General features: G+C 70.9%; 19 protein-coding genes and 1 riboswitch. Of the genes, 12 read left to right on the top strand and 7 right to left on the bottom strand.

What is annotated here, in order from left to right; translation table 11 throughout:
* Positions 1–6: 6 nt before the first annotated feature.
* Positions 7–1,008, bottom strand: a complete 1,002-nt coding sequence (locus tag EV278_RS03535; protein WP_132086719.1) for a FecR domain-containing protein — start codon at positions 1,006–1,008, stop codon at positions 7–9.
* A 97-nt stretch (positions 1,009–1,105) separates the two neighbouring features.
* Entirely contained in the window at positions 1,106–1,603 is a 498-nt protein-coding gene (locus EV278_RS03530; RefSeq protein ID WP_132086717.1) for an RNA polymerase sigma factor, read from the bottom strand.
* A gap of 212 nt (positions 1,604–1,815) precedes the next feature.
* On the opposite strand from EV278_RS03530, the gene EV278_RS03525 reads away from it, so the two are divergent.
* Complete coding sequence (locus EV278_RS03525; RefSeq protein ID WP_132086715.1) at positions 1,816–2,286, top strand: hypothetical protein; 471 nt, start codon at positions 1,816–1,818, stop codon at positions 2,284–2,286.
* Between the two features lie 109 nt (positions 2,287–2,395).
* Here EV278_RS03525 and EV278_RS03520 read toward each other — a convergent pair whose 3' ends face one another.
* The gene (locus EV278_RS03520) at positions 2,396–3,184 is read right to left on the bottom strand and encodes a TOBE domain-containing protein (protein WP_132086713.1); all 789 of its coding nucleotides are present in this window, start codon (positions 3,182–3,184) and stop codon (positions 2,396–2,398) included.
* Between the two features lie 145 nt (positions 3,185–3,329).
* On the opposite strand from EV278_RS03520, the gene modB reads away from it, so the two are divergent.
* A complete protein-coding gene (modB, locus tag EV278_RS03515) occupies positions 3,330–4,001 on the top strand; it encodes a molybdate ABC transporter permease subunit (protein WP_132086711.1) in 672 nt (223 codons plus the stop codon).
* A gap of 69 nt (positions 4,002–4,070) precedes the next feature.
* On the opposite strand, the gene EV278_RS03510 is transcribed toward modB, so the two are convergent.
* Together EV278_RS03510 and cobU are read right to left on the bottom strand one after the other, a co-directional pair.
* Positions 4,071–4,955: a TauD/TfdA family dioxygenase gene (locus EV278_RS03510; RefSeq protein WP_132086709.1), complete on the bottom strand. Its 885-nt coding sequence runs from the start codon at positions 4,953–4,955 to the stop codon at positions 4,071–4,073.
* 699 nt (positions 4,956–5,654) lie between these two features.
* Positions 5,655–6,170 carry a bifunctional adenosylcobinamide kinase/adenosylcobinamide-phosphate guanylyltransferase gene (gene cobU, locus EV278_RS03505; RefSeq protein ID WP_132086707.1) on the bottom strand — a complete coding sequence of 172 codons (516 nt, stop codon included), beginning with the start codon at positions 6,168–6,170 and terminating at the stop codon, positions 5,655–5,657.
* Positions 6,171–6,219: 49 nt separating this feature from the next.
* A riboswitch (cobalamin riboswitch) is annotated at positions 6,220–6,420 on the top strand.
* 105 nt (positions 6,421–6,525) lie between these two features.
* Here cobU and EV278_RS03500 point away from each other — a divergent pair.
* The 10 genes from EV278_RS03500 to EV278_RS03455 are packed head-to-tail and all read left to right on the top strand — an operon-like array spanning position 6,526 to position 15,986.
* Positions 6,526–8,454 (top strand): TonB-dependent receptor, encoded by a 1,929-nt coding sequence (locus EV278_RS03500; protein WP_132086705.1) that lies wholly within the window; start codon positions 6,526–6,528, stop codon positions 8,452–8,454.
* Between the two features lie 2 nt (positions 8,455–8,456).
* Positions 8,457–9,443, top strand: a complete 987-nt coding sequence (locus EV278_RS03495) for an aminotransferase class I/II-fold pyridoxal phosphate-dependent enzyme (protein WP_132086703.1) — start codon at positions 8,457–8,459, stop codon at positions 9,441–9,443.
* Positions 9,440–10,045, top strand: a complete 606-nt coding sequence (cobO, locus tag EV278_RS03490) for a cob(I)yrinic acid a,c-diamide adenosyltransferase (protein ID WP_132086701.1) — start codon at positions 9,440–9,442, stop codon at positions 10,043–10,045. Before EV278_RS03495 ends, cobO begins: the two co-directional genes overlap by 4 nt.
* Complete coding sequence (locus EV278_RS03485) at positions 10,042–10,896, top strand: ABC transporter substrate-binding protein (RefSeq protein ID WP_243692063.1); 855 nt, start codon at positions 10,042–10,044, stop codon at positions 10,894–10,896. Before cobO ends, EV278_RS03485 begins: the two co-directional genes overlap by 4 nt.
* On the top strand, positions 10,893–11,870 hold the full coding sequence (locus EV278_RS03480) for an iron ABC transporter permease (protein ID WP_132086699.1): 978 nt from the start codon (positions 10,893–10,895) through the stop codon (positions 11,868–11,870). Before EV278_RS03485 ends, EV278_RS03480 begins: the two co-directional genes overlap by 4 nt.
* A gap of 26 nt (positions 11,871–11,896) precedes the next feature.
* Positions 11,897–12,676 carry an ABC transporter ATP-binding protein gene (locus tag EV278_RS03475; RefSeq protein ID WP_132086697.1) on the top strand — a complete coding sequence of 260 codons (780 nt, stop codon included), beginning with the start codon at positions 11,897–11,899 and terminating at the stop codon, positions 12,674–12,676.
* The gene (cbiB, locus tag EV278_RS03470) at positions 12,669–13,625 is read left to right on the top strand and encodes an adenosylcobinamide-phosphate synthase CbiB (RefSeq protein WP_132086695.1); all 957 of its coding nucleotides are present in this window, start codon (positions 12,669–12,671) and stop codon (positions 13,623–13,625) included. Before EV278_RS03475 ends, cbiB begins: the two co-directional genes overlap by 8 nt.
* A gap of 41 nt (positions 13,626–13,666) precedes the next feature.
* On the top strand, positions 13,667–14,725 hold the full coding sequence (gene cobT / locus EV278_RS03465; RefSeq protein WP_132086693.1) for a nicotinate-nucleotide--dimethylbenzimidazole phosphoribosyltransferase: 1,059 nt from the start codon (positions 13,667–13,669) through the stop codon (positions 14,723–14,725).
* Entirely contained in the window at positions 14,725–15,483 is a 759-nt protein-coding gene (gene cobS, locus EV278_RS03460; protein ID WP_132086691.1) for an adenosylcobinamide-GDP ribazoletransferase, read from the top strand. The genes cobT and cobS overlap by 1 nt, the downstream gene beginning before the upstream one ends.
* Positions 15,480–15,986 carry a hypothetical protein gene (locus EV278_RS03455; RefSeq protein ID WP_132086689.1) on the top strand — a complete coding sequence of 169 codons (507 nt, stop codon included), beginning with the start codon at positions 15,480–15,482 and terminating at the stop codon, positions 15,984–15,986. Before cobS ends, EV278_RS03455 begins: the two co-directional genes overlap by 4 nt.
* A 63-nt stretch (positions 15,987–16,049) precedes the next feature.
* On the opposite strand, the gene EV278_RS03450 is transcribed toward EV278_RS03455, so the two are convergent.
* Positions 16,050–18,380 carry a glucan 1,4-alpha-glucosidase gene (locus EV278_RS03450; RefSeq protein ID WP_132086687.1) on the bottom strand — a complete coding sequence of 777 codons (2,331 nt, stop codon included), beginning with the start codon at positions 18,378–18,380 and terminating at the stop codon, positions 16,050–16,052.
* Positions 18,381–18,421: 41 nt separating this feature from the next.
* Positions 18,422–19,984 (bottom strand): MFS transporter, encoded by a 1,563-nt coding sequence (locus EV278_RS03445; RefSeq protein WP_243692062.1) that lies wholly within the window; start codon positions 19,982–19,984, stop codon positions 18,422–18,424.
* Positions 19,985–20,124 lie beyond the last annotated feature (140 nt).

The raw sequence follows: 20,124 nt of genomic DNA, 5'->3' as shown, positions 1-20,124 counted from the left end.
AAGACCCTAGCGCGCCCGGATCACGATGGCGTCGTCGGTCGTCGTCGTTCGTACCGGAAGCAGGTGCGACAGTCGGTCAACCATCGCATCCTGGTCATCGACGATCAACACGCCCGAAAGTCGCAGGTTGGCGGCTTCGGCGTCGGCCAGCTTCACCGGACGCGGGAACAGCCGGTTCATGTCGCCGGCGATCTGTGAGAGCGGCTGGTCGCGATAGATCAGCCGACCCTGGCGCCATCCGGCGACCTCCTCGACGGCCACGGCCTGGACCCGCGCGTCGGCCCTTTGGCCCTTGCGGTGGGACAGCCCCTGCCCCGGCCGTAGCCGGAACGGCGCGGCGTCGCGCGGCAGGTTGGGACGCACCTCGACTAGGCCGCGCTGCACATTGACCGCAATCTGGCCGTCGCGATGCCTGACGTCGAACTGGGTGCCGACCACCCGCACCTGGGTGTCGCCCGCCGAAACCAGGAACGGCCGAGAAGTGTCCTTGGCCACGTCGAAGAAGGCCTGGGCGTCGTCCAGGTGAACGCGGCGGGCGTGGCGCTCGAACCGCACGGTCATCCGCGAGGCGGCGTTCATCTCGATCCGGGAACCGTCCTCCAGGGCGACCGTCCGGCGCTCGCCGACACCGGTCACATAGGTCGTCTCGTGCGCGCTCAGCAGGCCGCTGGCCGGCAGGAGGACCGCGCCGGCCACGAAGGCGGCGGCGATCGCCGCGCCCGCCGACCAGATCCAGACCCGCCGCGCCGGCCTCAGCGGAACCACCTTGCCGGAGAAGGCCGTCAGAGGCTCGGCGGCCGGCTCGCCCTGGGACAGGCGGCTGTCGAGAGTCAGGCGGTCATCGAAGGTCAGCACGGCGTCATAGGCTTCGGCATGGGCCGGCGAGGCCGTCAGCCAGGCGTCGAACTCCAGCCAGTCGCGCTCGGTGACCGTCTCGCCCTGCAGGCGGACAAGCCAGTCGATCGCTTCGGCCATCTCCGCATCGATGTCCGTTTGGGCGCGCGTCATTTCGCTCCGTCCTGACGCCAAGCGGCGCCCTTGCAAGGATAAGACGTCACCAAGGCGGCGAAACCTCCACACCCCGCGCCGAAACCCAGAAACGCCCTCATGCCAGCTTCGCCATCAGCGCCTTCAGGGCGGCGCTCACGTGCTTCTCGACCGAGCTGCGACTGACGCCCATGGCGACCGCGGTGTCGGCGTGGCTGAGGCCTTCCAGCTTGTGAAGCTTGAACGCCCGGGCGACCTGGGGCGGCAGGGCGTCGACCGCCGTCATCATCGCGCTCAGCCGCTGCCGGCCGGCCACCACCTCCTCGGCCGACGGCACATCGGCCACCTGCTGGTCGCCCAGCACCGTGCCCTGCAGGCTGCGCCATCCCTCGTCGCGCGCCCCGGCGCGGGACTGGCTACGCAAACGGTCGAGCATCAGGTTGTGCGCCATGCGGAACAGCAGCGCCGAGCCGTCGCCCTCGACCTCGACCTCGCCCAGGGCCTGCACCTTCAGATACAGGTCCTGGATCAGGTCTTCGGCCTCGCTGGCCGAGCGGAGCTTGGCGGCGAAAACGCGCACCAGATTGGCCCGTTTCTCGCCGTACAGCCGGATCATCGGCGTGATCGATCGAGGATTTGCGGACAGCTCGGGCTCCGGAGACTCAAGGCGGACGAACGGGTTGCGGCGAAACTTGAACCTAAGCCGCTGAGCTGCGTCGGTCCAGCGCGCAGGAAGGACGATAAGTTGCGATTGACTCGCAACTAGGTCGAACATTAACTTGCGAACCAGTCGCAAAAATGAACGCGACGCTCGTCCGAGAGGCTGCGATGACTCCCGATTCCATGGCGCTGCGCTGGACCTCCGGGCCAACCGTCGGTGAAAGGCTGCTCCTCAGCGCCTTGCGCCAGTGGGCGGCGCTGAGGTCGGCCGGCGAGCACCCGACGCGCCTGGTCGCCCAGGCCCTGGCCTTTCGGGCGTCCAACCGCACCGGCGGCTTGTTCGTAGCCTGGATGCAGTCGGTGGAGGCCAGCCTGCGCCGGCCGATCCAAGTGGAATGCCCGGCCTGCGGCGGCATCTCGACCGACGAGCAGAGGCTGATGGTCTCCTGCGGACTGGCAGGAACGGCGACGGCGGCGGGCGAGGCCCTGCTTGAGCCTTTGCTGGTCGACGCCCAGCCGACCATGGTGCTGGCCCGCGCCCTGAACGCCGCCCTGAGGGTCGACGGCTATCCCCTGCCCGCCCGCCTGCGCCAGGAGTCGGACGCCGCGCCAGCCTCCGAGCGGGCGACGGTTCACTGACGACCACCTGGAGCAAATCGCGCGACATAGGAATCGCACGATTTGCTCTAGATTTTTGTTTTCGCATCGCTTTTGCGGAAAGCCGGCGTCCACTTTTCCGCGCGATGCTCTATTCGACGGCGAGGATGACGTTGGACGGCGCGATCATGGCCGTGGCGCGGGCTCCCACGGCCGGCGTCGCATCGGACGCCGCCACGGTCGCGACCAGGGTCTTGCCGGCCGACAGGGCCAGCGTGACCTCGCTGACCTCGCCGCCGTCCTCGCGGTCGGCCACCGTCCCGGCCAGATGATTGGTCCCGTCTTCAAACGGATCGTCGTCGCCCAGGACGACAAAGCTGGACTTGATCAGGGCGACGGCGGGCTTGCCGACCGCCAGGCCCAGTTCCTCGCGGCTGCGGCGGGTGATGATCGAGGCGATCTCCAGGCCCTCGCCCAGGTCGAGCGCGACCCGGGCTGTAACCTCGCCGTCCTCGATCGCGGCGACGGTCCCACGCAGGGCGTTGCGCGCGCTGGTGCGCAGGCCCAGGCTCCAGAACAGGTCGCCCAGGCCGGGATCCGGCGCCGACAGACCCGCCTCCAGCCGCGACAGGGCCGCGCCGATCTCGCGCTCGACGTCGCGAAAGGCCCGGATGACCGCCAGGCCGCGCGGGGTGACGAGCGCCGCCCCGCCGGCCTTGCCGCCGGCGTTGGCGACCACCAGCGGCGCATCGAACAGATTGTTCAGCGCCTGGACACCGTCCCAGGCGCCCTTGTAGCTGAGGCCCAGCTGCCTGGCCGCCGCGCTGATCGAGCCCAGGGCGCCGATCGCCTCGATCAGGGCGATGCGCTCCAGCCCCACTCGCGCGAGGCCGCCGCGGCGCAGGACCAGGGTCGCGCTCAGATCACCGTCGTTGGACATGAAGAACCTCGTGGCGAAGATGACCTGGGCCGGAAAACTCGTTATGCAACCCATCTACATAACCGAGCGCCCTCGCGGACTGAAGGGCCGGAACCAGAGCCATGCCGAGCCTCCTGCCGCCGATCAAGCTCCAGGCCAAGTGACCATGCTGGAGGTCGCATGGCTGACCGCCCGCTTGGCGGGCGTCACCACCGTCCTGCTGCTGGTGCTGTCCACGCCCCTGGCCTGGTGGCTGGCGCGCGGCCGGTCGCGCTGGAAGGCGCCCGTCGGGGCCCTGGTGGCCCTGCCGATCGTCCTGCCCCCGACCGCCCTGGGCTTCTACCTGCTGATCGCCCTGGGCCCGCAAAGCCCGCTGATCGCCCTGCTGCACCCGTTCGGGATCCGCACCCTGGCCTTCACCTTCCAGGGCCTGGTGATCGGTTCGCTGGTCTATTCCCTGCCGTTCGCCGTCCAGCCGCTGCGCAACGCGTTCATCGCCGTGGGCGACGAGCCGCTGGAGGCCGCCGCCACCCTGGGCGCCTCGCCCTGGGCGGCGTTCGTCAGGGTGGCCCTGCCCCTGGCCCTGCCGGGCTACGCCGTCGCCGCCCTGCTGGTCTTCGCCCACACGGTGGGCGAGTTCGGGGTGGTGATGATGCTGGGCGGCGGCATTCCGGGCCAGACCGAGGTGCTGTCGATCGAGATCTACCGACTGGTCGAGGCCCTGGAATGGGACAAGGCCCACCAGCTGGCCGGCGCCCTGCTGGTCTTCGCCTTCCTGGTGATGCTCAGCCTGCTGCTGATGGAGCGTCGCGTCGGTACGCGCGTGTCGAGATCCTAAGGATGCATCAGATTTCTCGATCAACCCTTTGATCCTGGGGGGCATATCCGCCACTGCGCCCAGGTCGCCTCAGAACGGGACGTCGCCCTGGATCGTCACCCGCTCGACGACGCGCTCCTGCGGCCAGTAGTCGAGGATGGCGTAGTGCTGGGTGGCGCGATTGTCCCAGAAGACGATGGCGTTGGGCGTCCAGCGGAAACGAACCTGGTATTCGGGGGTCTTCACACGGTCCAGCAGGTCGGCCAGCAGCTTGGCGGCCTCGTCCTCGGGCAGGCCCAGGATCCGCGTCGTGAAGACCTTGTTGACGAACAGGTGCTTCTCGCCGGTCTCGGGGTGGGTGCGGACCACCGGATGAGCCTGGACCGGATGGGCCGCGCGTAGCTCCTGGCGCTTGGCCTCGTCGACGCGGTAGCCGTAACTCTGCAGGATGTCGTGCTCGGCCTTGAGATCGGCGATGCGCGCCTTCAGCGCGTCGGGCAGGTCGCGATAGATCGCGGCGGTGTCGGCGAACAGGGTGTCGCCGCCCAGCGGCGGCATCTGGCGCATGCGCAGCACCCCGCCCATCGACGGCGCCGGGCGGAAGGTGACGTCGGTGTGCCACTTGTTGGCGGCGCGCACGATCGGCACGATCTCCTCGCGCAGCTTCATGCCGTCGGCGGCCTCGATATGCAGGATCTCGGGAAAGCCCGGCACGTGGGCGGTGACAGGATGCCCCTCCAAATCCCCGAAATAGCGACCAAAACGGACATGGTCCTCGTGGCTGATGTCCTGGTCGCGGAAGAACACCACCTTGTGGCGCAGCAGCGCCGCCCGGATCGCGGCGACGATCTCCGGCGCCAGGGGCTGGCGCAGGTCGACGCCCGAGATCTCGGCCCCCAGCACGGGACCCGCGGGCGTCACCGTCAGGCCGGCGTCGATGGTCGCTGAAGCGGCGATGGGGGCAAAGGCGTTCATGGCGTCCTCCCGGAGCGCCGCCCGTCCGTGCGGGCAGCGATTGTTATTCAGTATCTTAGGCTTGGGATATCGGCGCTCAATCCCGTTTCTTCCCGACAATCGATTACGGACGGGGACAGGCGCGTGCGCCTGTCCCCAGCCACGGCTGTTCGACCTCGGCCTTTCGGGGGCGAGTGGGTGGGGAGGCGCGGAGCGGTCCGGGCCGAGCCCGGATGACCGTGGGTAGTTGTGTTGCGTTTCGGCTGGACCAGTCCGCTCCGCGAAACCGTTTGTCTCGAGGGACGGCGACTGAGGGCCTGTTTCATCCCGATCGACGTTTCCCCTCGGACGGGCAGGATCAAAGTCGCCCGGAAGGGGCCGTCGACGACTCCGACTGATCCTGGAACGGGCCGGTTTGAACTTTCCGGCCCCGTCGACCCGACTGTCCCGCCACCGTCCGCCCCGGACCTTGGGACCTTCTGAGCCCCGCCTCCCGGAACGACCCGATCGCCAGGCCCAGGCGGCCCCGCTCGGTTCCATCCCCATCGCCTGCTTGGGCCGGTACCAAGAGCCCTCCCCCGCGATGGAGACAGGGTCCAGTATGGGATGGGTTTGAGGCCCGAGGACCGGTGACGCTGCTTTTTCTTCAGAGCCTTGAAAAGGCTGGGATTCGTAGCGCCGCCAAAGGGGACGGACGAGCGACGATCCCCATCGCAAGATCTATTTCAGGCGCAGCGACAGCCCGGCCACGACCAAGGTCACGGCGTCGGCGGCGTGGGCCAGGGCCTGATGCAGCCGGCCGGCCTCGTCGCGGAACCGGCGGGCCAGGGCGTTGTCGGGCACGATGCCGAACCCGACCTCGTTGGACACCAACCACAGGGTCCCGGGAAACCGGCCGGCCGCCTCGACCAGTTCGCCGACCGCCGCCGCCGCGTCCCGCTCGTCCAGCATGAGGTTCGAAAGCCAGAGCGTCAGGCAGTCGACCACGACGATGTCGTTCGCGCCGAGCGCTTCCAACGCACTGGCGATATCGAGCGGCGCCTCGAGCGTCGTCCAGGCCGCGCCGCGATCCAAGCGGTGGCGCGCGATGCGCTCGGTCATCTCCGAATCGAAGGCCTGGGCGGTGGCGACCATGACCAGCCGGCCGCCGGATTCGGCCGCCAGGGCCTCGGCCGCGCCCTGGGCGAAGGCGCTCTTGCCGGATCGGGCTCCGCCCAGGACGAGGGTAGACGGCAAGACGCGCTCCAGATCGTTGGCCAGATTGACCGTGTGCGACGCAACATATAGTGCAGCTCACGCGACAGGTTCCTCGAAAGAGGATGAAAAGGGAACTCGGGTGCGAAACCCGGGCTGCCCCCGCAACTGTAAGCGGCGAGCTCGCGCGTCACGAGCCACTGACTGACCTCCTCGGAGGACGGTTGGGAAGGCGACGCGCATCGGCGACGACCCGCGAGCCAGGAGACCTGCCCGTCGCGGTCGTCCTTCGTCCGGCCGGGGTGCGCCGTACGATGGGGTTCTTCCCCCGAGGCGACATCGCCAGGCCGGTCCGAATCCTCGGGCCAGCCTTCGTCGCCGCGCACGGAGGATCAACATGCGCTCGATTTCCGCCCTGGCCCTGGTGGCCGCCCTTCCCGCCCTGGCCCTGCCGAGCCTCGCCCTGGCCGCCGAACCGCTCGACGACGCCAACGCCGTCGACCAGGTGGTGGTCACCGCTGGCCGCGCCGTCGACAAGCTGTCCGAAACGCCGGTCAGCATGACCGTGATCACCGCCGAGACCCTGCGCCAGCGCCAGGCGGTGGTAGTGTCCGACCTCTTGTCGCGCACGCCCGGCGTCACCGTCACCCGCAACGGCGGCGTCGGCGGCTCGACCCAGGTGCGCATCCGCGGCGCCGAGAGCGACCAGACCGCCGTGCTGATCGACGGCGTCAAGCTGAACGACCCGTCGGCGACCGGTGGCGGCTACAACTTCGCCACCCTGCTGGCCGGCGACGTCGACCGCATCGAGGTGCTGCGCGGCCCGCAATCGACCCTGTGGGGCAGCCAGGCCATTGGCGGCGTGGTCAGCATGATCACCAAGACCCCGGACGGCCCGCTGTCGGGCGACGCCACGGTCGAGGGCGGCTCGCGCGCCACGGCCTACGCCAGGGTCGGCGTCGGGGCCGGCGGCGCCTGGGGCGGCTGGCGCCTGGCGGCCGGATCCTACACCACCGCCGGCGTCTCCAACTTCGATGAAGCCATGGGCGGCAAGGAGAAGGACGGCTATCGCAACACCGCCGTCAGCGGTCGCCTGGACCTGAACGTCACCGACTGGGCCGCGCTCGACGCCCGCCTGTCCTACGCCCGGGGCCGCAACGAATTCGACGGTTTCCCCGCCCCGGCCTTCGCGTTCGCCGACACGGCCGAGTACGGCAGGACCAAGGAACTGGTCAGCTATCTGGGTGCGCGCCTGTCCAACTTCGGCGGCGCCCTGAACAGCCGCATCGGCTACGCCTACACCCAGACCGATCGCGACAATTACAATCCCGACCAGCCCGTCACCACCAAGACCTTCGACGCTCGAGGTACAGACAACAGCCTGGAATATCAGGGCACCTGGACGATCAGCCCGATCTGGCGCGCGGTGTTCGGGGCCGAGACCGAGCGCACCTGGTTCCGCACCGCCGCGCCCTCCGAGTTCGATGCGAACCCGACGCCCGACCGCCATGCCACCGGCATGGACAGCGTCTATGGCCAGCTACAGGCCAAGCCGGTCGCGGGCCTGACCCTGACCGGCGGCGTCCGCCATGACGACCACGACACGTTCGGCGGCGCCACCACCTACCAGGCCGGCGCGACCTGGAGTCCGAACGGCGGCGCCACCGTCTTCCGCGCCAACTATGGCGAGGGCTTCAAGGCCCCGTCGCTGTATCAGCTCTATAGCGACTACGGGAACACCAGCCTGAAGCCTGAGGAGGCCAAGAGCTGGGACGTGGGCGTCGAGCACAGCCTGCTGGACGGCCGCCTGCGCGGGGCGATCACCTATTTCAACCGCGACACCAAGAACCAGATCGACTTCCTGTCCAACAACACGCCGCCCAACTTCGGCGGCTACGCCAATACGGCCAAGACCCGGGCCGACGGCGTGGAGGTGGAGGGCAGCTTCGAGGTCAACACCCTGCTGACCCTGTCGGCCAACTACACCAACATGGACGCGGTCAACAGGTCGGCCGGCGCCAACTACGGCAAGGACCTGGTGCGCCGGGCCGGCGAGACCGCCTCGGCGGACGCCGAGCTCAGCTTCGCCAACGGCCTGACCGGCGGGGTGACGATGCAGTATGTCGGCCACAGCTTCGACAACGCGTCCAACACCCGGCGGCTGAAGAGCTATGTCCTGACCGACGTGCGGATCGCCTATCCGATCAACGCGACGTTCGAGCTGTACGGCCGGGTCGAAAACCTGTTCGACCAGCAGTACGAAACTCTCTACCGCTACGGGACCCTGGGTCGCGGCGCCTTCGCCGGCGTGCGGGCCAGGTTCTAGCCGTGGCGACGCCGGCGGCCATCCTCGGCCACGGCGGACGTCTCGGCGCGGCGCGCTCGGCCTGGCCCGACGCGCCGAAGCCGTGGCTGGACCTGTCGACGGGGATCAACCCCTGGCCCTATCCCGTCCCGCTCCTCGCGCCGGAGGCTTGGTCGCGCCTGCCCGATCCAGAGTCCTTGCGGCGGCTGGAACGGGTCGCGGCCACGGCCTTCGGCGTCGAGGATCCGGCGCGGGTCGTGGCGGCGGCGGGGAGCGAGGCGCTGATCCGCCTCCTGCCCCGCCTGTTGACCGCGCGGTGCGCGGCGATCCCGGCCCGGACCTATGGCGGCCATGCCGACGCCTGGCGGGCGGCGGACGCCCGGATCGTCGACCTGAACGATCCAGCGGCCGACCTGCGGGTGCTGGTCAATCCGGACAACCCCACCGGCCGCGTTCTGTCGACCGATCAGGTCCTCGACCTGACCGACAAGCCGCTGCTGGTGGACGAGGCGTTCGTCGACGTCGATCCGGCGCGCTCGGTCGCCGCCCTGGCCGGCGCACCAGGCCGCCAAGGGCTGATGGTCCTGCGTTCGTTCGGCAAGTTCCACGGCCTGGCCGGCGCGAGGCTGGGCTTTCTGGTCGCCCGGCCGGACCTGGCGACCCGTGTCCGCCGGGCGCTGGGCGACTGGCCCGTCTCGGGTCCGGCGATCGCCGCCGGCCTGGCGGCCTATGCCGACACGGACTGGGCGGTCCAGACCCTCCTGCGCCTAGCCGACGACGCCGCGCGGCTGGACGACCTGCTGCGCGGCGTCGGTTTCACGATCCTGGGCGGTACGTCGCTGTTCCGCCTGGCGCGGGCCGCCGACGCGCCGCGCCGCTTCGAGGTCCTGGCCCGCGCCGGGATCCTCACCCGCCCCTTCCCCTGGGACGAGACGCTGATCCGCTTTGGCCTGCCCGGCCCGCAAGCGGACTGGCTCCGCCTCGCCAACGCCCTGGAGAGCCTTCGATGAGCGATGACCTGAACACCCGGCACACCGAAGCCATGAAGGCCCTCAAGGCCGAGCGCGACGCGATGATGCAGACCAAGACGCTGGAGAAGGGTCTGCTGCTGGTCCACACCGGCGACGGCAAGGGCAAGTCCTCGGCCGGCTTCGGCATGGTGGCCCGGAACTTGGGCTGGGGCCTGAAGGTCGGCGTCGTCCAATACATCAAGGGCAAGTGGAAAACGGGCGAGCGATTGTTCTTCAGCAAGTTCCCCGACCAGGTGCGCTACGAAGTCATGGGCGAGGGCTTCACCTGGGACACCCAGGACCGCGAACGCGACATCGCCGCCGCCCGGGCCGCGTGGCTGGTCTCCCAGCAGATGATCGCCGACCCCAAGCTGGATTTCGTGCTGCTGGACGAGATCAACATCGCCCTGCGCTACGACTATCTCGACATCGACGAGGTGGTGGCGGTGCTGAAGGCCCGCCCCGGCGACAAGCATGTCTGCCTGACCGGCCGCAACGCCAAGCCGCAGTTGCTGGAGATCGCCGACCTGGTCACCGAGATGACCCTGGTCAAGCATCCGTTCGAACAGGGCTTCAAGGCCCAGCGCGGGGTCGAGTTTTGACCGGTCTCACCCGGCGCGCGGCGGTCGGCGCCGGGCTGGCGACCGGCCTGCTGAGCGGCGTGGCCAGCGCCCGCGTCCTGCCCCGCGTGGTCTCGCTGAACCCCTGCCTGGACGCCGTGCTGGTCAATGTCGCCGACCGCGGCCAGGTCGCGGCCCTCAGCCACTATGCCCGCGACCCGCAGCAATCGAGCATCGCCAGGATCGCGCTGGACTATCCGATCACCTACGAAAGCGCCGAGGAAGTGATCGCCCTGCGGCCCGACGTGGTGCTGACCGCCGCCCATTCCTCGCCCGCCACCCGAGCGGCCCTGAAGCGGCTGGGCATCCGCACCGAGCTGTTCAAGGTGCCCAACAGCTGGGTCGAGAACCAGGAGCAGATCCGCCGGATCGCGGCGGCCGTCGGCCATGCCGAGCGCGGCGAGGCGCTGATCGCCCGGGTGGAGGCGGCGATGGCCAGGGGCGCGCCGCGTCCCAGCGCCCGCCCGATCACCGCCCTGGTCTTCCAGCCCAACGGCTTCGCGGCCGGCCATGGCACCCTTGTCGACGAGATGATGCGCCGCGCCGGTTTCGTGAACGTGGCCCGGCGCTATGGCCTGAAGAAGTGGGGCAATGTCTCGCTGGAACGCCTGCTGGACGATCCGCCCGAGGTGCTGCTGGCCGGCCAGGCCGCGCCCAACGCCCCGACCTTCGCCGAGAAGATCCTCAGCCACCCGGCCTTGGCCAGCATCTCCTCGCGCATGACCCGGGCGGTGTTCCCCGAGCGGCTGCTCTATTGCGGCGGCCCCAGCCTGGTGGACACCGCCGCCGCCCTGGCGGCCGCCCGTCGGCAAGTGCTGGGAGCCGCCGCATGACCCGGCGCCTCCTGCTGCTGGCCGGCCTTTGCCTGCTAGTGCTGCTGCTGAGCGGCCTGTCGTTGATGGCCGGCCGGGTCTGGGTTCCCTGGAGCGCCTGGACCCAGGCCGTCGATCCGCGCTGGGCGATCATCTTCGAACTGCGGCTGCCGCGGACCATCCTGGCCATGGCGGTGGGCGCGGCCCTGGGCCTGTCGGGGGCGGTGATGCAGGGCTACACCCGCAACCCGCTGGCCGATCCGGGCGTACTGGGCGTGTCGTCCATGGCCGCCCTGGGGGCGGTGATGACCATGTATCTGAGCCTCTCCCTGACCACGCCCTGGCTGCTGTTCGGGGCGGCGATGATCGGCGCGGGAATCGGGGTGGCGGTCATGCTGGCCCTGGCTGGCGGGACCGGCGGAACCATCACCTTCATCCTGGCCGGGGTGATCCTCAACACCGTGGCCAGCGCCGGCGTCGCCCTGGCCCTGAGCCTGGCGCCCAGCCCTTGGGCGGCGCAGGAGATCATCAACTGGCTGCTGGGCTCGCTGGCCGACCGCAGCGCCGACGACGTCTGGCGGGCCCTGCCCTTCATCGCCGTCGGATCCGGCGTCATGCTGATGCTGGGCCGGGCGCTGGACGCCCTGACCCTGGGCGAGACCGGAGCCAAGGCGCTGGGGATCGACCTGAACCTGACGCGGGTGCTGCTGGCGGTCGGGGTCGGGCTGGCGTCGGGCGCCAGCGTGGCGGTGACCGGCATGATCGGCTTCGTCGGCCTGATCACCCCGCACCTGATGCGGCCGCTGGTCGGTCACCAGCCAAGGGCCCTGCTGGCGCCCAGCGCGGCGGCCGGCGCGGCCTTGGTGCTGGCCGCCGACATCCTGGTGCGGCTGACGCCCTCGGCCGCCGAGGTTCGACTGGGCGTGGCCATGGCCGCCATCGGCGGGCCGTTCTTCCTGGCCCTGCTGATCTCGATGCGCCGGAGGCTGGCATGAAGGACCTTGGCCCAAGGGAAACTGGCATGAGCGACCTGGTCGCCGAGAACCTGACCGTCGCCCTGGGCGGCCGCCCGGTCCTCGCCAGGGTCGCGGCGCGCTTCCGTCCCGGCGAGGTCACCGCCATCGTCGGCCCCAACGGCGCGGGCAAATCGACTCTGCTGGCCTGCCTAGCCGGTTTGCGCCGTCCCGACGCCGGCCGGGTGTCGCTGGGCGCCGAGCCGATCCTGGGCCTGGCCCATCGCCAACGCGCCCGCCGGATCGGCTTCCTGCCCCAGACGCCGGAGGTGGCCTGGGCGGTGGACGTCGAGACCCTGGTCGGCCTGGGACGCACGCCGCACAGCGGAGCCCGAGGGCTTAGCGACGCCGACCACGCCGCGGTCCGGGCCGCCCTGGACCGCACCCGCATGTCGGATCTGGCGCGCCGCGACGTCACCACCCTGTCGGGCGGCGAACGGGCCAGGGCCCTGCTGGCCCGGGTGCTGGCGGGCGAGCCCTCGTGGCTGCTGGCCGACGAGCCGCTGGCCGGGCTGGATCCCGGCCACCAGCTGGACGCCGTCGACCTGATGCGCGCCTTCGCGGCCGAGCCGGATCATGGCGTGGTCATGACCCTGCACGACCTGGGCGTGGCCCTGCGCCTGGCCGACCGGGTGCTGGTGCTGCGGGACGGCGCCCTGATCGCCGACGCCGCGCCGCTGGAAGCCCTGACGCCGGCCGTGCTGGAGCGGGCCTATGGCGTCAGGGCGGCCATCGTCTCCGGGTCCTGGGGCCCGCTGATCGAACTGATCGGGCGGGTGGATGACTGAGACGGCCCCCTGGCCGTGGGTCGTGGCCCTGGCCTTGGGGCTGGAGGCGATGCTGGGCTATCCGGCCGCGCTGATCCGGCGGGTCGGACATCCCGTGGCTTGGCCGGCGGCGCTAATCGACGGACTGGAGCGGCGCTGGAACCAACCGGCGTCGTCCGACCGGCGCCGTCGTCTGCTGGGAGTCGTGCTGGTCGCGCTGCTGGTCGCCGCTTCCGTCGTGCTCGGCGCCGTCGCGCAGGGCCTGCTGGGCGCCAGCCTGCCGGCGTTGGCCCTGGTCGCCCTGATCGCGACCGTCGGCCTGGCCCAGCGCAGCCTGCACGACCATGTCGCCGCCGTCCTGGGGCCGCTGCAAGCCGGCGACCTGGCGGCGGCGCGCGCGGCGGTGGGCCTGATCGTCGGCCGCGACACCGCGGCCCTCGACGTCGAGGGCGTGGCCGCCGCCGCCCTGGAGAGCCTGGCTGAAAGCTTCAACGACGGTGTCGTCGCCCCGGCCTTCTGGCTGCTGGTCGGCGGTCTGCCCGGCCTGTTCGCCTACAAAAGCGTCAACACCGCCGACAGCCTGGTCGGCCACAAGGAAGAGCGCTGGCGGATGTTCGGCTGGGCGGCGGCGCGCACCGACGACCTGCTGAACCTGGTCCCCGCCCGGCTGGCCGGCGGACTGATCGCCCTGGCCGGCGGGCGTGGATTGCGGACGATGGCCCGCGACGCCCGTCGCCACGCCTCGCCCAACGCCGGCTGGCCCGAAGCCGCCATGGCCGGCGCCCTGGGCGTCCAGTTGGGCGGCGAGGCGGTCTATGACGGCGTCCCGACGTGCCGCCCGACCTTCGGCGGCGGACCGCGCCCGACAGCCGCCGACCTCGCGCGCGGCCTCGCCGTCTACCGCCGGGCCTGCCTGCTGCTCTGGCTGATCCCGCTGGCCCTCGGTCTGATCGCCGGGCTCGCCCGATGACCCCGCCTCGTCTATCCAGGACCTCGCCCCAGGATCTCGCCATGACCACGCTCGAAGCCCTCGCCGCCACCATCATCCCCGTCGACGCGGCGCTCGAACCGACCCTGCGAACTCTGCTGGACGGCAAGGCCAAGCCGCCGGGGTCGCTGGGGCGGATCGAGGATCTGGCGGTGCGCATCGCCCTGATCCAGAACCGGCCGGACCCGCGCATCGCCCGCACCGACCTCTATGTGTTCGCCGGCGACCACGGCCTGACCCAGGAGGGCGTCTCGGCCTATCCGTCCAGCGTCACGGCCGCCATGGTCGGGCTGTTCCTGTCGGGCCGCTCCAGCGTCAGCGCCTTCGCCAAGGCCTCGGGCGTCCAGGTTCGCGTGGTCGACGCCGGGGTCGACGCCGACCTGCCGGACCACCCCGACCTGATCACCGCCAAGATCCGCCGCGGGACCCGCAACGCCGCGCTGGAGCCGGCCCTGACGCCGGACGAGGTGCGAGCCGCGCTGCTCGGGGGCGCCGACATCGCCTGGGCCGCGGCGGCGGACGGGGCGGACGTCATAGCCTTGGGCGAGATGGGCATCGGCAACACCTCGTCGGCGGCGCTGATCATGCACCGCCTGGCGCCCGCGCCGCTGGACGCCTGCGTCGGCCTGGGCACGGGCCACGACGCCGACGGCCTGGCCCGCAAGCAGGCCGGGATCGCCCGGGCCGCCCAGCGCTCGGATGCGGTCCAACCGCTGGACGTGCTGGCCCAGTTCGGCGGTTGCGAGATCGCCATGATGGCCGGCGCCGTGCTGGGCGCGGCCTCGATGCGGCGGGTGGCGCTGGTCGACGGCTTCATCAGCACCGCCGCCGCCCTGGCCGCCGTCCGCCTGGTCCCCGCCGCCCTGGACTATTGCGTCTTCGCCCACGGCTCGGCCGAGCGCGGCCATCCGGCGATGCTGCAAGCCCTGGGCGCTCGGCCGCTGCTGGACCTCGCCCTGCGGCTGGGCGAAGGCACGGGCGCGGTGCTGGCCGCTCCGCTGCTGGCCGCGGCCGCCAACCTGCTGACCGAGGTCGCCGCCCTGGCCGACGTCCTGGCCGGCGACGCGACGAGTCCAGGCTGATGCCGCGCCAGCTGAAGCTGTTCTTCTGCGCCCTGCAGTTCCTGACCCGCCTGCCGGCCCCGTCCTTCGCCGACTTCCGGCCCGACTGGATCACCCGCGCGGCCCGCTACTTCCCGCTGGTCGGGATCCTGGTGGGCGCGATCGGGGCCGGCGTGCTGCTGGCGGCCGGACAGCTGTGGAGCGGCGCCCTGCCGTCCCTGCTGGCCGTGGCGGCGGGGGTGTTGGTGACTGGCGGCTTCCACGAGGACGGCCTGGCCGACACCGCCGACGGCCTGGGCGGCGGCCAGGCCCCGGCCCGGCGACTGGAGATCATGAAGGACAGCCGGGTCGGAACCTATGGCGTGCTGGCCCTGGGCCTGCTGCTGGCGATCAAGGTCGCGGCCCTGGCGAGCCTGCCCCTGGCGACCGCCGCCCTGGCCCTGGTCGCCGCCCATGGCGCCGGCCGCGTCGCCGCCGTGGCGGTCATGGTCCTGGGGCGTCACGTCAGCGACCGCGACGACGCCAAGTACAAGCCCGCGCCGGAGGGGGTGCGGCCCGTCGAACTGCTGATCGCCGCCGTTCTGGGCCTGTGGCCGCTGACTCTGCTGGGTTGGCCCGGCCTGGCGGGAGCGGCGGTGGGGACGCTGCTGGCGGCGATCCTGGCCCTGACCGCCCGGCGGCTGATCGGCGGCCATACCGGCGACGTGCTGGGCGGGATCGAGCAGGCCGGCGAGCTGGGCGTGCTGCTGGGCGTCTCGGCCATGCTGGCGACGCGATGACCCTGCTGGTCTGCCCGCTCAGCCAGGTCGAGACGGCGCGGGCCCTGCACCGGCCCTCGCACCTGGTCAGCCTATTGTCGCCGGCCTCGGCCGCCGAGGCCTGGCCGGTCGCCGACGGCGCCTGCCTGCGCCTGGCCTTCCACGACATCGCCGAACCTCGCGAAGGCTTCACCGCCCCCGACACGGCCCTGGTCGCCCGCCTGCTGGACTTCGCGGCAGGCTGGGACGCCGTCCGGCCCATGCTGGTCCACTGCTGGGCCGGGGTCAGCCGCTCGACGGCGGCGGCCTTCATCATCGCCTGCCAGCGCGCGCCGGGGCGGTCCGAGCGCGACATCGCCCGGGCCCTGCGCCTCGCAGCCCCCTACGCCACGCCCAACCCGCTGCTGGTCAGCCTGGCCGACGCCGCGCTGGGCCGCGCCGGCCGGATGTCGGCGGCGATCGCCGAGATCGGCCGCGGCGCAGAAACCTCCGAGGGCGCGCTGTTCGAACTACCCTTGAAGTGAGGCTTTCAAAGCAAAGCTTTCGCCCCTGTCGATTTCCGTCGGCGCGAGCGAGGCTTAGCCGCCCTATTTCGCGTAGCGCGCCGCGACCGGCTCGTAGCGGTCCCACACCCGGCCGTCGCTGACCGAGCGCAGCAGCTTGATATATTCGGCGTGCGACCAAGCCAGGGGCGTGGCCGAGTCCGTGCCCTCGCCGCGTGCATAGCCGTGCGGGTTGGGCCCGATGCCGTCCCAGACCTGCTCCGGGATCAGCAGGCCCTCGTTGGCGAACAGCTCCATGGCCCTGACGTAGCGGTCGCGGATCTTCCGGATCGTCGCGGCGTCGGGCTTGCCGTTCCGGCTGGCCAGGGCCAGTTCGTAGTGGCCGCGCTCGCCCGTGAAGATCGGCCAGACCCGACCGCGCTGGCCGGGCGACATCTTTCCGCCCACGCCGTAGTTGGCGCCGGTCTGGGCGTCCTCGCCATAGCCGTCGACATCATACCGCCGCCAGCCGGGGAACTCGCCCGCCACGCCCGGGAAGGTGAAGTCGTAGCGCACGCGGTAGAGGTCGGCGCGGCCGGTGTCGTCCAGCTCCGGCAGGCTGCCGACAATGGCCGCATCGTCGGCCTGGCGCACGCCGTAGCGGACCAGCTCCAGAAAGCCGCCGTCGACCACCTGGTCCTTGGGCGGAGCGATCTGGCCGTTGGCGGCGCCGATCGGGGCGTGGTCGTTGGGGTCCTCGCCCGGGTTCAGGCGGACATAGTAGGTCCCGTCGCCGAACGGGCCCTTGGTGGTGACCATCCGCGCCTCGACCTTGGCCGAATAGGCGTCGGCGGTGGCGCGATAGCGGGCCGCGCCGGCCGCGTCGCCGGCCAGCTCGGCGATGTCGCCCGCCGTCACCAGGCCGGCGATGGTCGCCGCGGTGGTCGAGGGCGAGTGGCCGCCCTGCTCTTCCCACCGCTCCTGCTGGGTGAACGGCGGCCTGATCGTCTCGTGGTTCCAACCGATCCCCACCTTGCCGCCGTCGACCAGGAAGTCGGCGGCCGGCTTGATCATCCGGCCGTAATAGGCCTTGAGGTCCGCCTCGGGCAGCCAGCCCAGCTTCCACAGCTTCCAGCCCAGCATGATCGGCATGGCGGTCTGGTCCAGCTGGACGCCGACCCACTCGGTCGTGCCGTCCACCCAGGTCTTCTGCAGGAACCAGCCGCCGACGCCGGTATTGCCCTTGGTGTCGGTCCTGACCTGAACCTGCGGCAGGTAGCGGAACGCGGCCAGCGGCGTCTGCTTGTCGCCCAGGGCCGCCAGGGCCATGGCGCACTGGTAGAAGTCGCGTGGCCAGACGGCCTTGTACCCTGTCGAGGGCTTGGAGGCGTCGACCGTGTCGCCCCACGGATTGGACAGCGAGGCGATCAGGGCGCCGGCATAGGTGCGGTCCTCCTGCACCTTCAGCATCAGGGCGCTGGCCTGGACCAGCTTGCCGCCGTCTTCCGAGGCCTCGCGCAGGCGCGGCAGCTCGCTCAGCGAGGCCAGATAATCCTCCCAGCCGACCCGGTCGCCTTCGCCGTTGTAGCGGGCCAGCACCTCGTCATAGCCGGTCTTCAGCGTGGCGGACGCGGCCTGGTCGGCGGCGACCGCGTCACCGCCGAAACCGATGGCGAAGTCGTAGGTCGCCTCGCCCGAGGCCTGCCGCGGCAACTCGGCGGTCAGAACGATCGCGCCCTTGGCCGACGCGCCGCCGGTCAGGGTCGCCGCCTTCAGGGCCGACAGGGCGTCGCTTCCCAGCGGCGTCGCGACGGCCTTCACGAACGACCGAGCGCCCTTCAGGCTCAGGAACGCCTTGCCCTCGTACGCTCTCAGCGCCGAGGCGCTGGCCGCGCCCGTGTCGCCGCCGCCGGTGTTGGCCATGTGCGGCTCCAGCACCAGGAACGGCGTCACCGGCCCCTTCAGGGCGCGGACCGTGACCCGGACGAACAGGGCGTTGCGATCGGGATCGGTGAAGATCCGCTTCTCGATCTCGAAGCGGCCCTGCTTGTCGGTGGTGGTCACCTTGTAGGCCGGTGACAGCGGCCGGCCGGCGGCGTCGACGTGCAGGTATTCGGTGTGAGACGTGGTGTCGGCGCCCTCAACGGCCAGGCCCGTCGCGGTCTTCACGGCCACGCGCAGCTGCTTGATCTGGGCCTCGTGGATCAGGCCGTACATGGTCTCGGTCAGGGTTCCGTCGGCGATCGAGAACCACACCTTCGACACCGGGCCGGTCGGGCCGCCGTCCTTGTAGGCGCCGTCGACATAGGCCTCGTAGGACGCGCCCACCCCGGTCTTGGCGGCATAGGCCCAGGTGGTCGGGGTCTCGGCGCGGACAGTCGCGCCCAGGGCCGTCGCGGCGGCCGAGGCCAGGGCGAGCATCTTCAGGCAACGCATGGAACTACCTCATGAAAGGACAGCGTCGATCAGGACGCGGATCAGGCCTTGGAAAGCGCTTCGGGTGACCGAGCCCCGGCCGGCGACGCCTTGGGCTCGCCCACGTCGCGGACCAGGAACACGCAAGCGGCGGCGACCAGCATCCCGGCCGCGCCCAGACCCAGGGCCCAGATCGCCTGGCCGCCGAGGAACGCCTTGAGCAGCAGGCCCAAGAGGGTCGCGGCCAGCAGCTGCGGGATGACGATGAAGATGTTGAAGATGCCCATATAGACGCCCATCTTCGCGGCCGGCAGCGCGCCCGACAGGATCGAGTACGGGGCCGACAGGATCGACGACCAGGCGAAGCCCACGCCGATCATCGGGATCCACAGCAAGGCCGGCTCGCGGATCAGCGGGAACGCCGCCAGGCCGAGGCCCCCCAAGCCCAGGCACAGGGCGTGGCAGGCCTTGCGGCCCACGGCGCGGGCCACCGACGGGATCACCAGGGCGGCCAGGGCCGCGACGCCGTTGTAGATCGCGAACAGCACGCCCACCCAGTCGGCCCCGTCGTTATAGGCGCGCGAGGCGGTGTCGGTTGCGTGATAGTGGAAGGCGGCCACGGCCGGGGTCGTATAGATCCACATGGCGAACAGGCCGAACCACGAGAAGAACTGCACCACCGCCAGCTGCTTCATGGTGGCGGGCATCCGGAACAGGTCCTCGACCACCTCGGAGAAGCCGTTGCCGGTCCGGCCGGCCCGGCGCAGGAGGGCCGCGACCAGTTGCGCCACGCCGAACAGCGCGGCCATGCCGGCCAGGACATAGAGCTCCTTCTCCAGCCGCGTGGCGAAGATCACGGCGGCCAGCAGCAGGCCGGCCGCCGCCCAGGCCAAGCCGCCCACGGCGTAGGCGCGGACGGTGCGCGCGGCCACCTCGGCCACGGCGTCGAACGCACCGCGCCTCAGCGCGCGCTCGGACGCCTCGAAGGCCGCCAGCTGATCCGGGCTATATTCGCGGGTGGTGAACACCGTCCACAGCACCGACAGCAGCAGCCCCGTCGCGCCGGCGTAGAAGGCGATGCGCACCGAGGGGGGCGCGCCGCCGTCCGCCGCCACGTTGCTGACCGAGAACCAATGCGTGAGCATCCACGGCAGGGCCGAGGCCAGGACCGCGCCCGCGCCGATGAAGAAGCTCTGCATGGCGTAGCCCGAGGCGCGCTGCTCGTCGGGCAGATTGTCGCCGACGAAGGCGCGGAACGGTTCCATCGTGATGTTGATCGAGGCGTCCATCACCCACAGGGCGGCCGCGGCGATCCACAGCGCCGCGGCGTTGGGCATGACCAGCAGGGCGGCGCTGGTCAGGACGGCGCCCCAGAAGACGTATGGACGCCGGCGGCCCAGGCGCCCCCAGGTCTTGTCGCTGAGATGGCCGATGATCGGCTGCACCAGCAGGCCCGTGGCCGGCGCGGCGATCCACAGGATCGCCAGGTGGTTCACGTCGACGCCCAGGCTCTGGAAGATTCGGGAGGTGTTGGCGTTCTGCAGGCCGAACCCGATCTGGATCCCGAAGAACCCGAAGCACATGTTCCAGATCTGGAAGCCGCTCAGCCGGGTCCTGGTCGCCATCGTTTCCCCTTTAGGCTCCGTTGGATCGGAGCTTTGCGCAAATTTTTGCATTGCTTCGCGCGACTGCATTTGCGCACGCGCCGCGCCACCTGGCAACGAAATTTCAAGCTGTTTGCGCGTACAAATCGTCAATGGCATCG

Origin of the sequence: Caulobacter sp. BK020 (assembly GCF_004342605.1) — a bacterium.
In the GTDB taxonomy this organism is placed as follows: Bacteria; Pseudomonadota; Alphaproteobacteria; order Caulobacterales; family Caulobacteraceae; genus Caulobacter.
This window is presented reverse-complemented; position numbering and strand designations above follow the sequence as displayed.

Excerpts from the sequence above, each read along its gene's own strand:
- EV278_RS03535 (WP_132086719.1), bottom strand. The coding sequence starts at position 1,008 with ATGACGCGCGCCCAAACGGACATCGATGCGGAGATGGCCGAAGCGATC.
- EV278_RS03530 (WP_132086717.1), bottom strand. The coding sequence starts at position 1,603 with ATGATCCGGCTGTACGGCGAGAAACGGGCCAATCTGGTGCGCGTTTTC.
- EV278_RS03525 (WP_132086715.1), top strand. The coding sequence starts at position 1,816 with ATGACTCCCGATTCCATGGCGCTGCGCTGGACCTCCGGGCCAACCGTC.
- EV278_RS03520 (WP_132086713.1), bottom strand. The coding sequence starts at position 3,184 with ATGTCCAACGACGGTGATCTGAGCGCGACCCTGGTCCTGCGCCGCGGC.
- modB (WP_132086711.1), top strand. The coding sequence starts at position 3,330 with ATGCTGGAGGTCGCATGGCTGACCGCCCGCTTGGCGGGCGTCACCACC.
- EV278_RS03510 (WP_132086709.1), bottom strand. The coding sequence starts at position 4,955 with ATGAACGCCTTTGCCCCCATCGCCGCTTCAGCGACCATCGACGCCGGC.
- EV278_RS03500 (WP_132086705.1), top strand. The coding sequence starts at position 6,526 with ATGCGCTCGATTTCCGCCCTGGCCCTGGTGGCCGCCCTTCCCGCCCTG.
- cobO (WP_132086701.1), top strand. The coding sequence starts at position 9,440 with ATGAGCGATGACCTGAACACCCGGCACACCGAAGCCATGAAGGCCCTC.
- EV278_RS03480 (WP_132086699.1), top strand. The coding sequence starts at position 10,893 with ATGACCCGGCGCCTCCTGCTGCTGGCCGGCCTTTGCCTGCTAGTGCTG.
- EV278_RS03475 (WP_132086697.1), top strand. The coding sequence starts at position 11,897 with ATGAGCGACCTGGTCGCCGAGAACCTGACCGTCGCCCTGGGCGGCCGC.
- cbiB (WP_132086695.1), top strand. The coding sequence starts at position 12,669 with ATGACTGAGACGGCCCCCTGGCCGTGGGTCGTGGCCCTGGCCTTGGGG.
- cobT (WP_132086693.1), top strand. The coding sequence starts at position 13,667 with ATGACCACGCTCGAAGCCCTCGCCGCCACCATCATCCCCGTCGACGCG.
- cobS (WP_132086691.1), top strand. The coding sequence starts at position 14,725 with ATGCCGCGCCAGCTGAAGCTGTTCTTCTGCGCCCTGCAGTTCCTGACC.
- EV278_RS03455 (WP_132086689.1), top strand. The coding sequence starts at position 15,480 with ATGACCCTGCTGGTCTGCCCGCTCAGCCAGGTCGAGACGGCGCGGGCC.
- EV278_RS03450 (WP_132086687.1), bottom strand. The coding sequence starts at position 18,380 with ATGCGTTGCCTGAAGATGCTCGCCCTGGCCTCGGCCGCCGCGACGGCC.
- EV278_RS03445 (WP_243692062.1), bottom strand. The coding sequence starts at position 19,984 with ATGGCGACCAGGACCCGGCTGAGCGGCTTCCAGATCTGGAACATGTGC.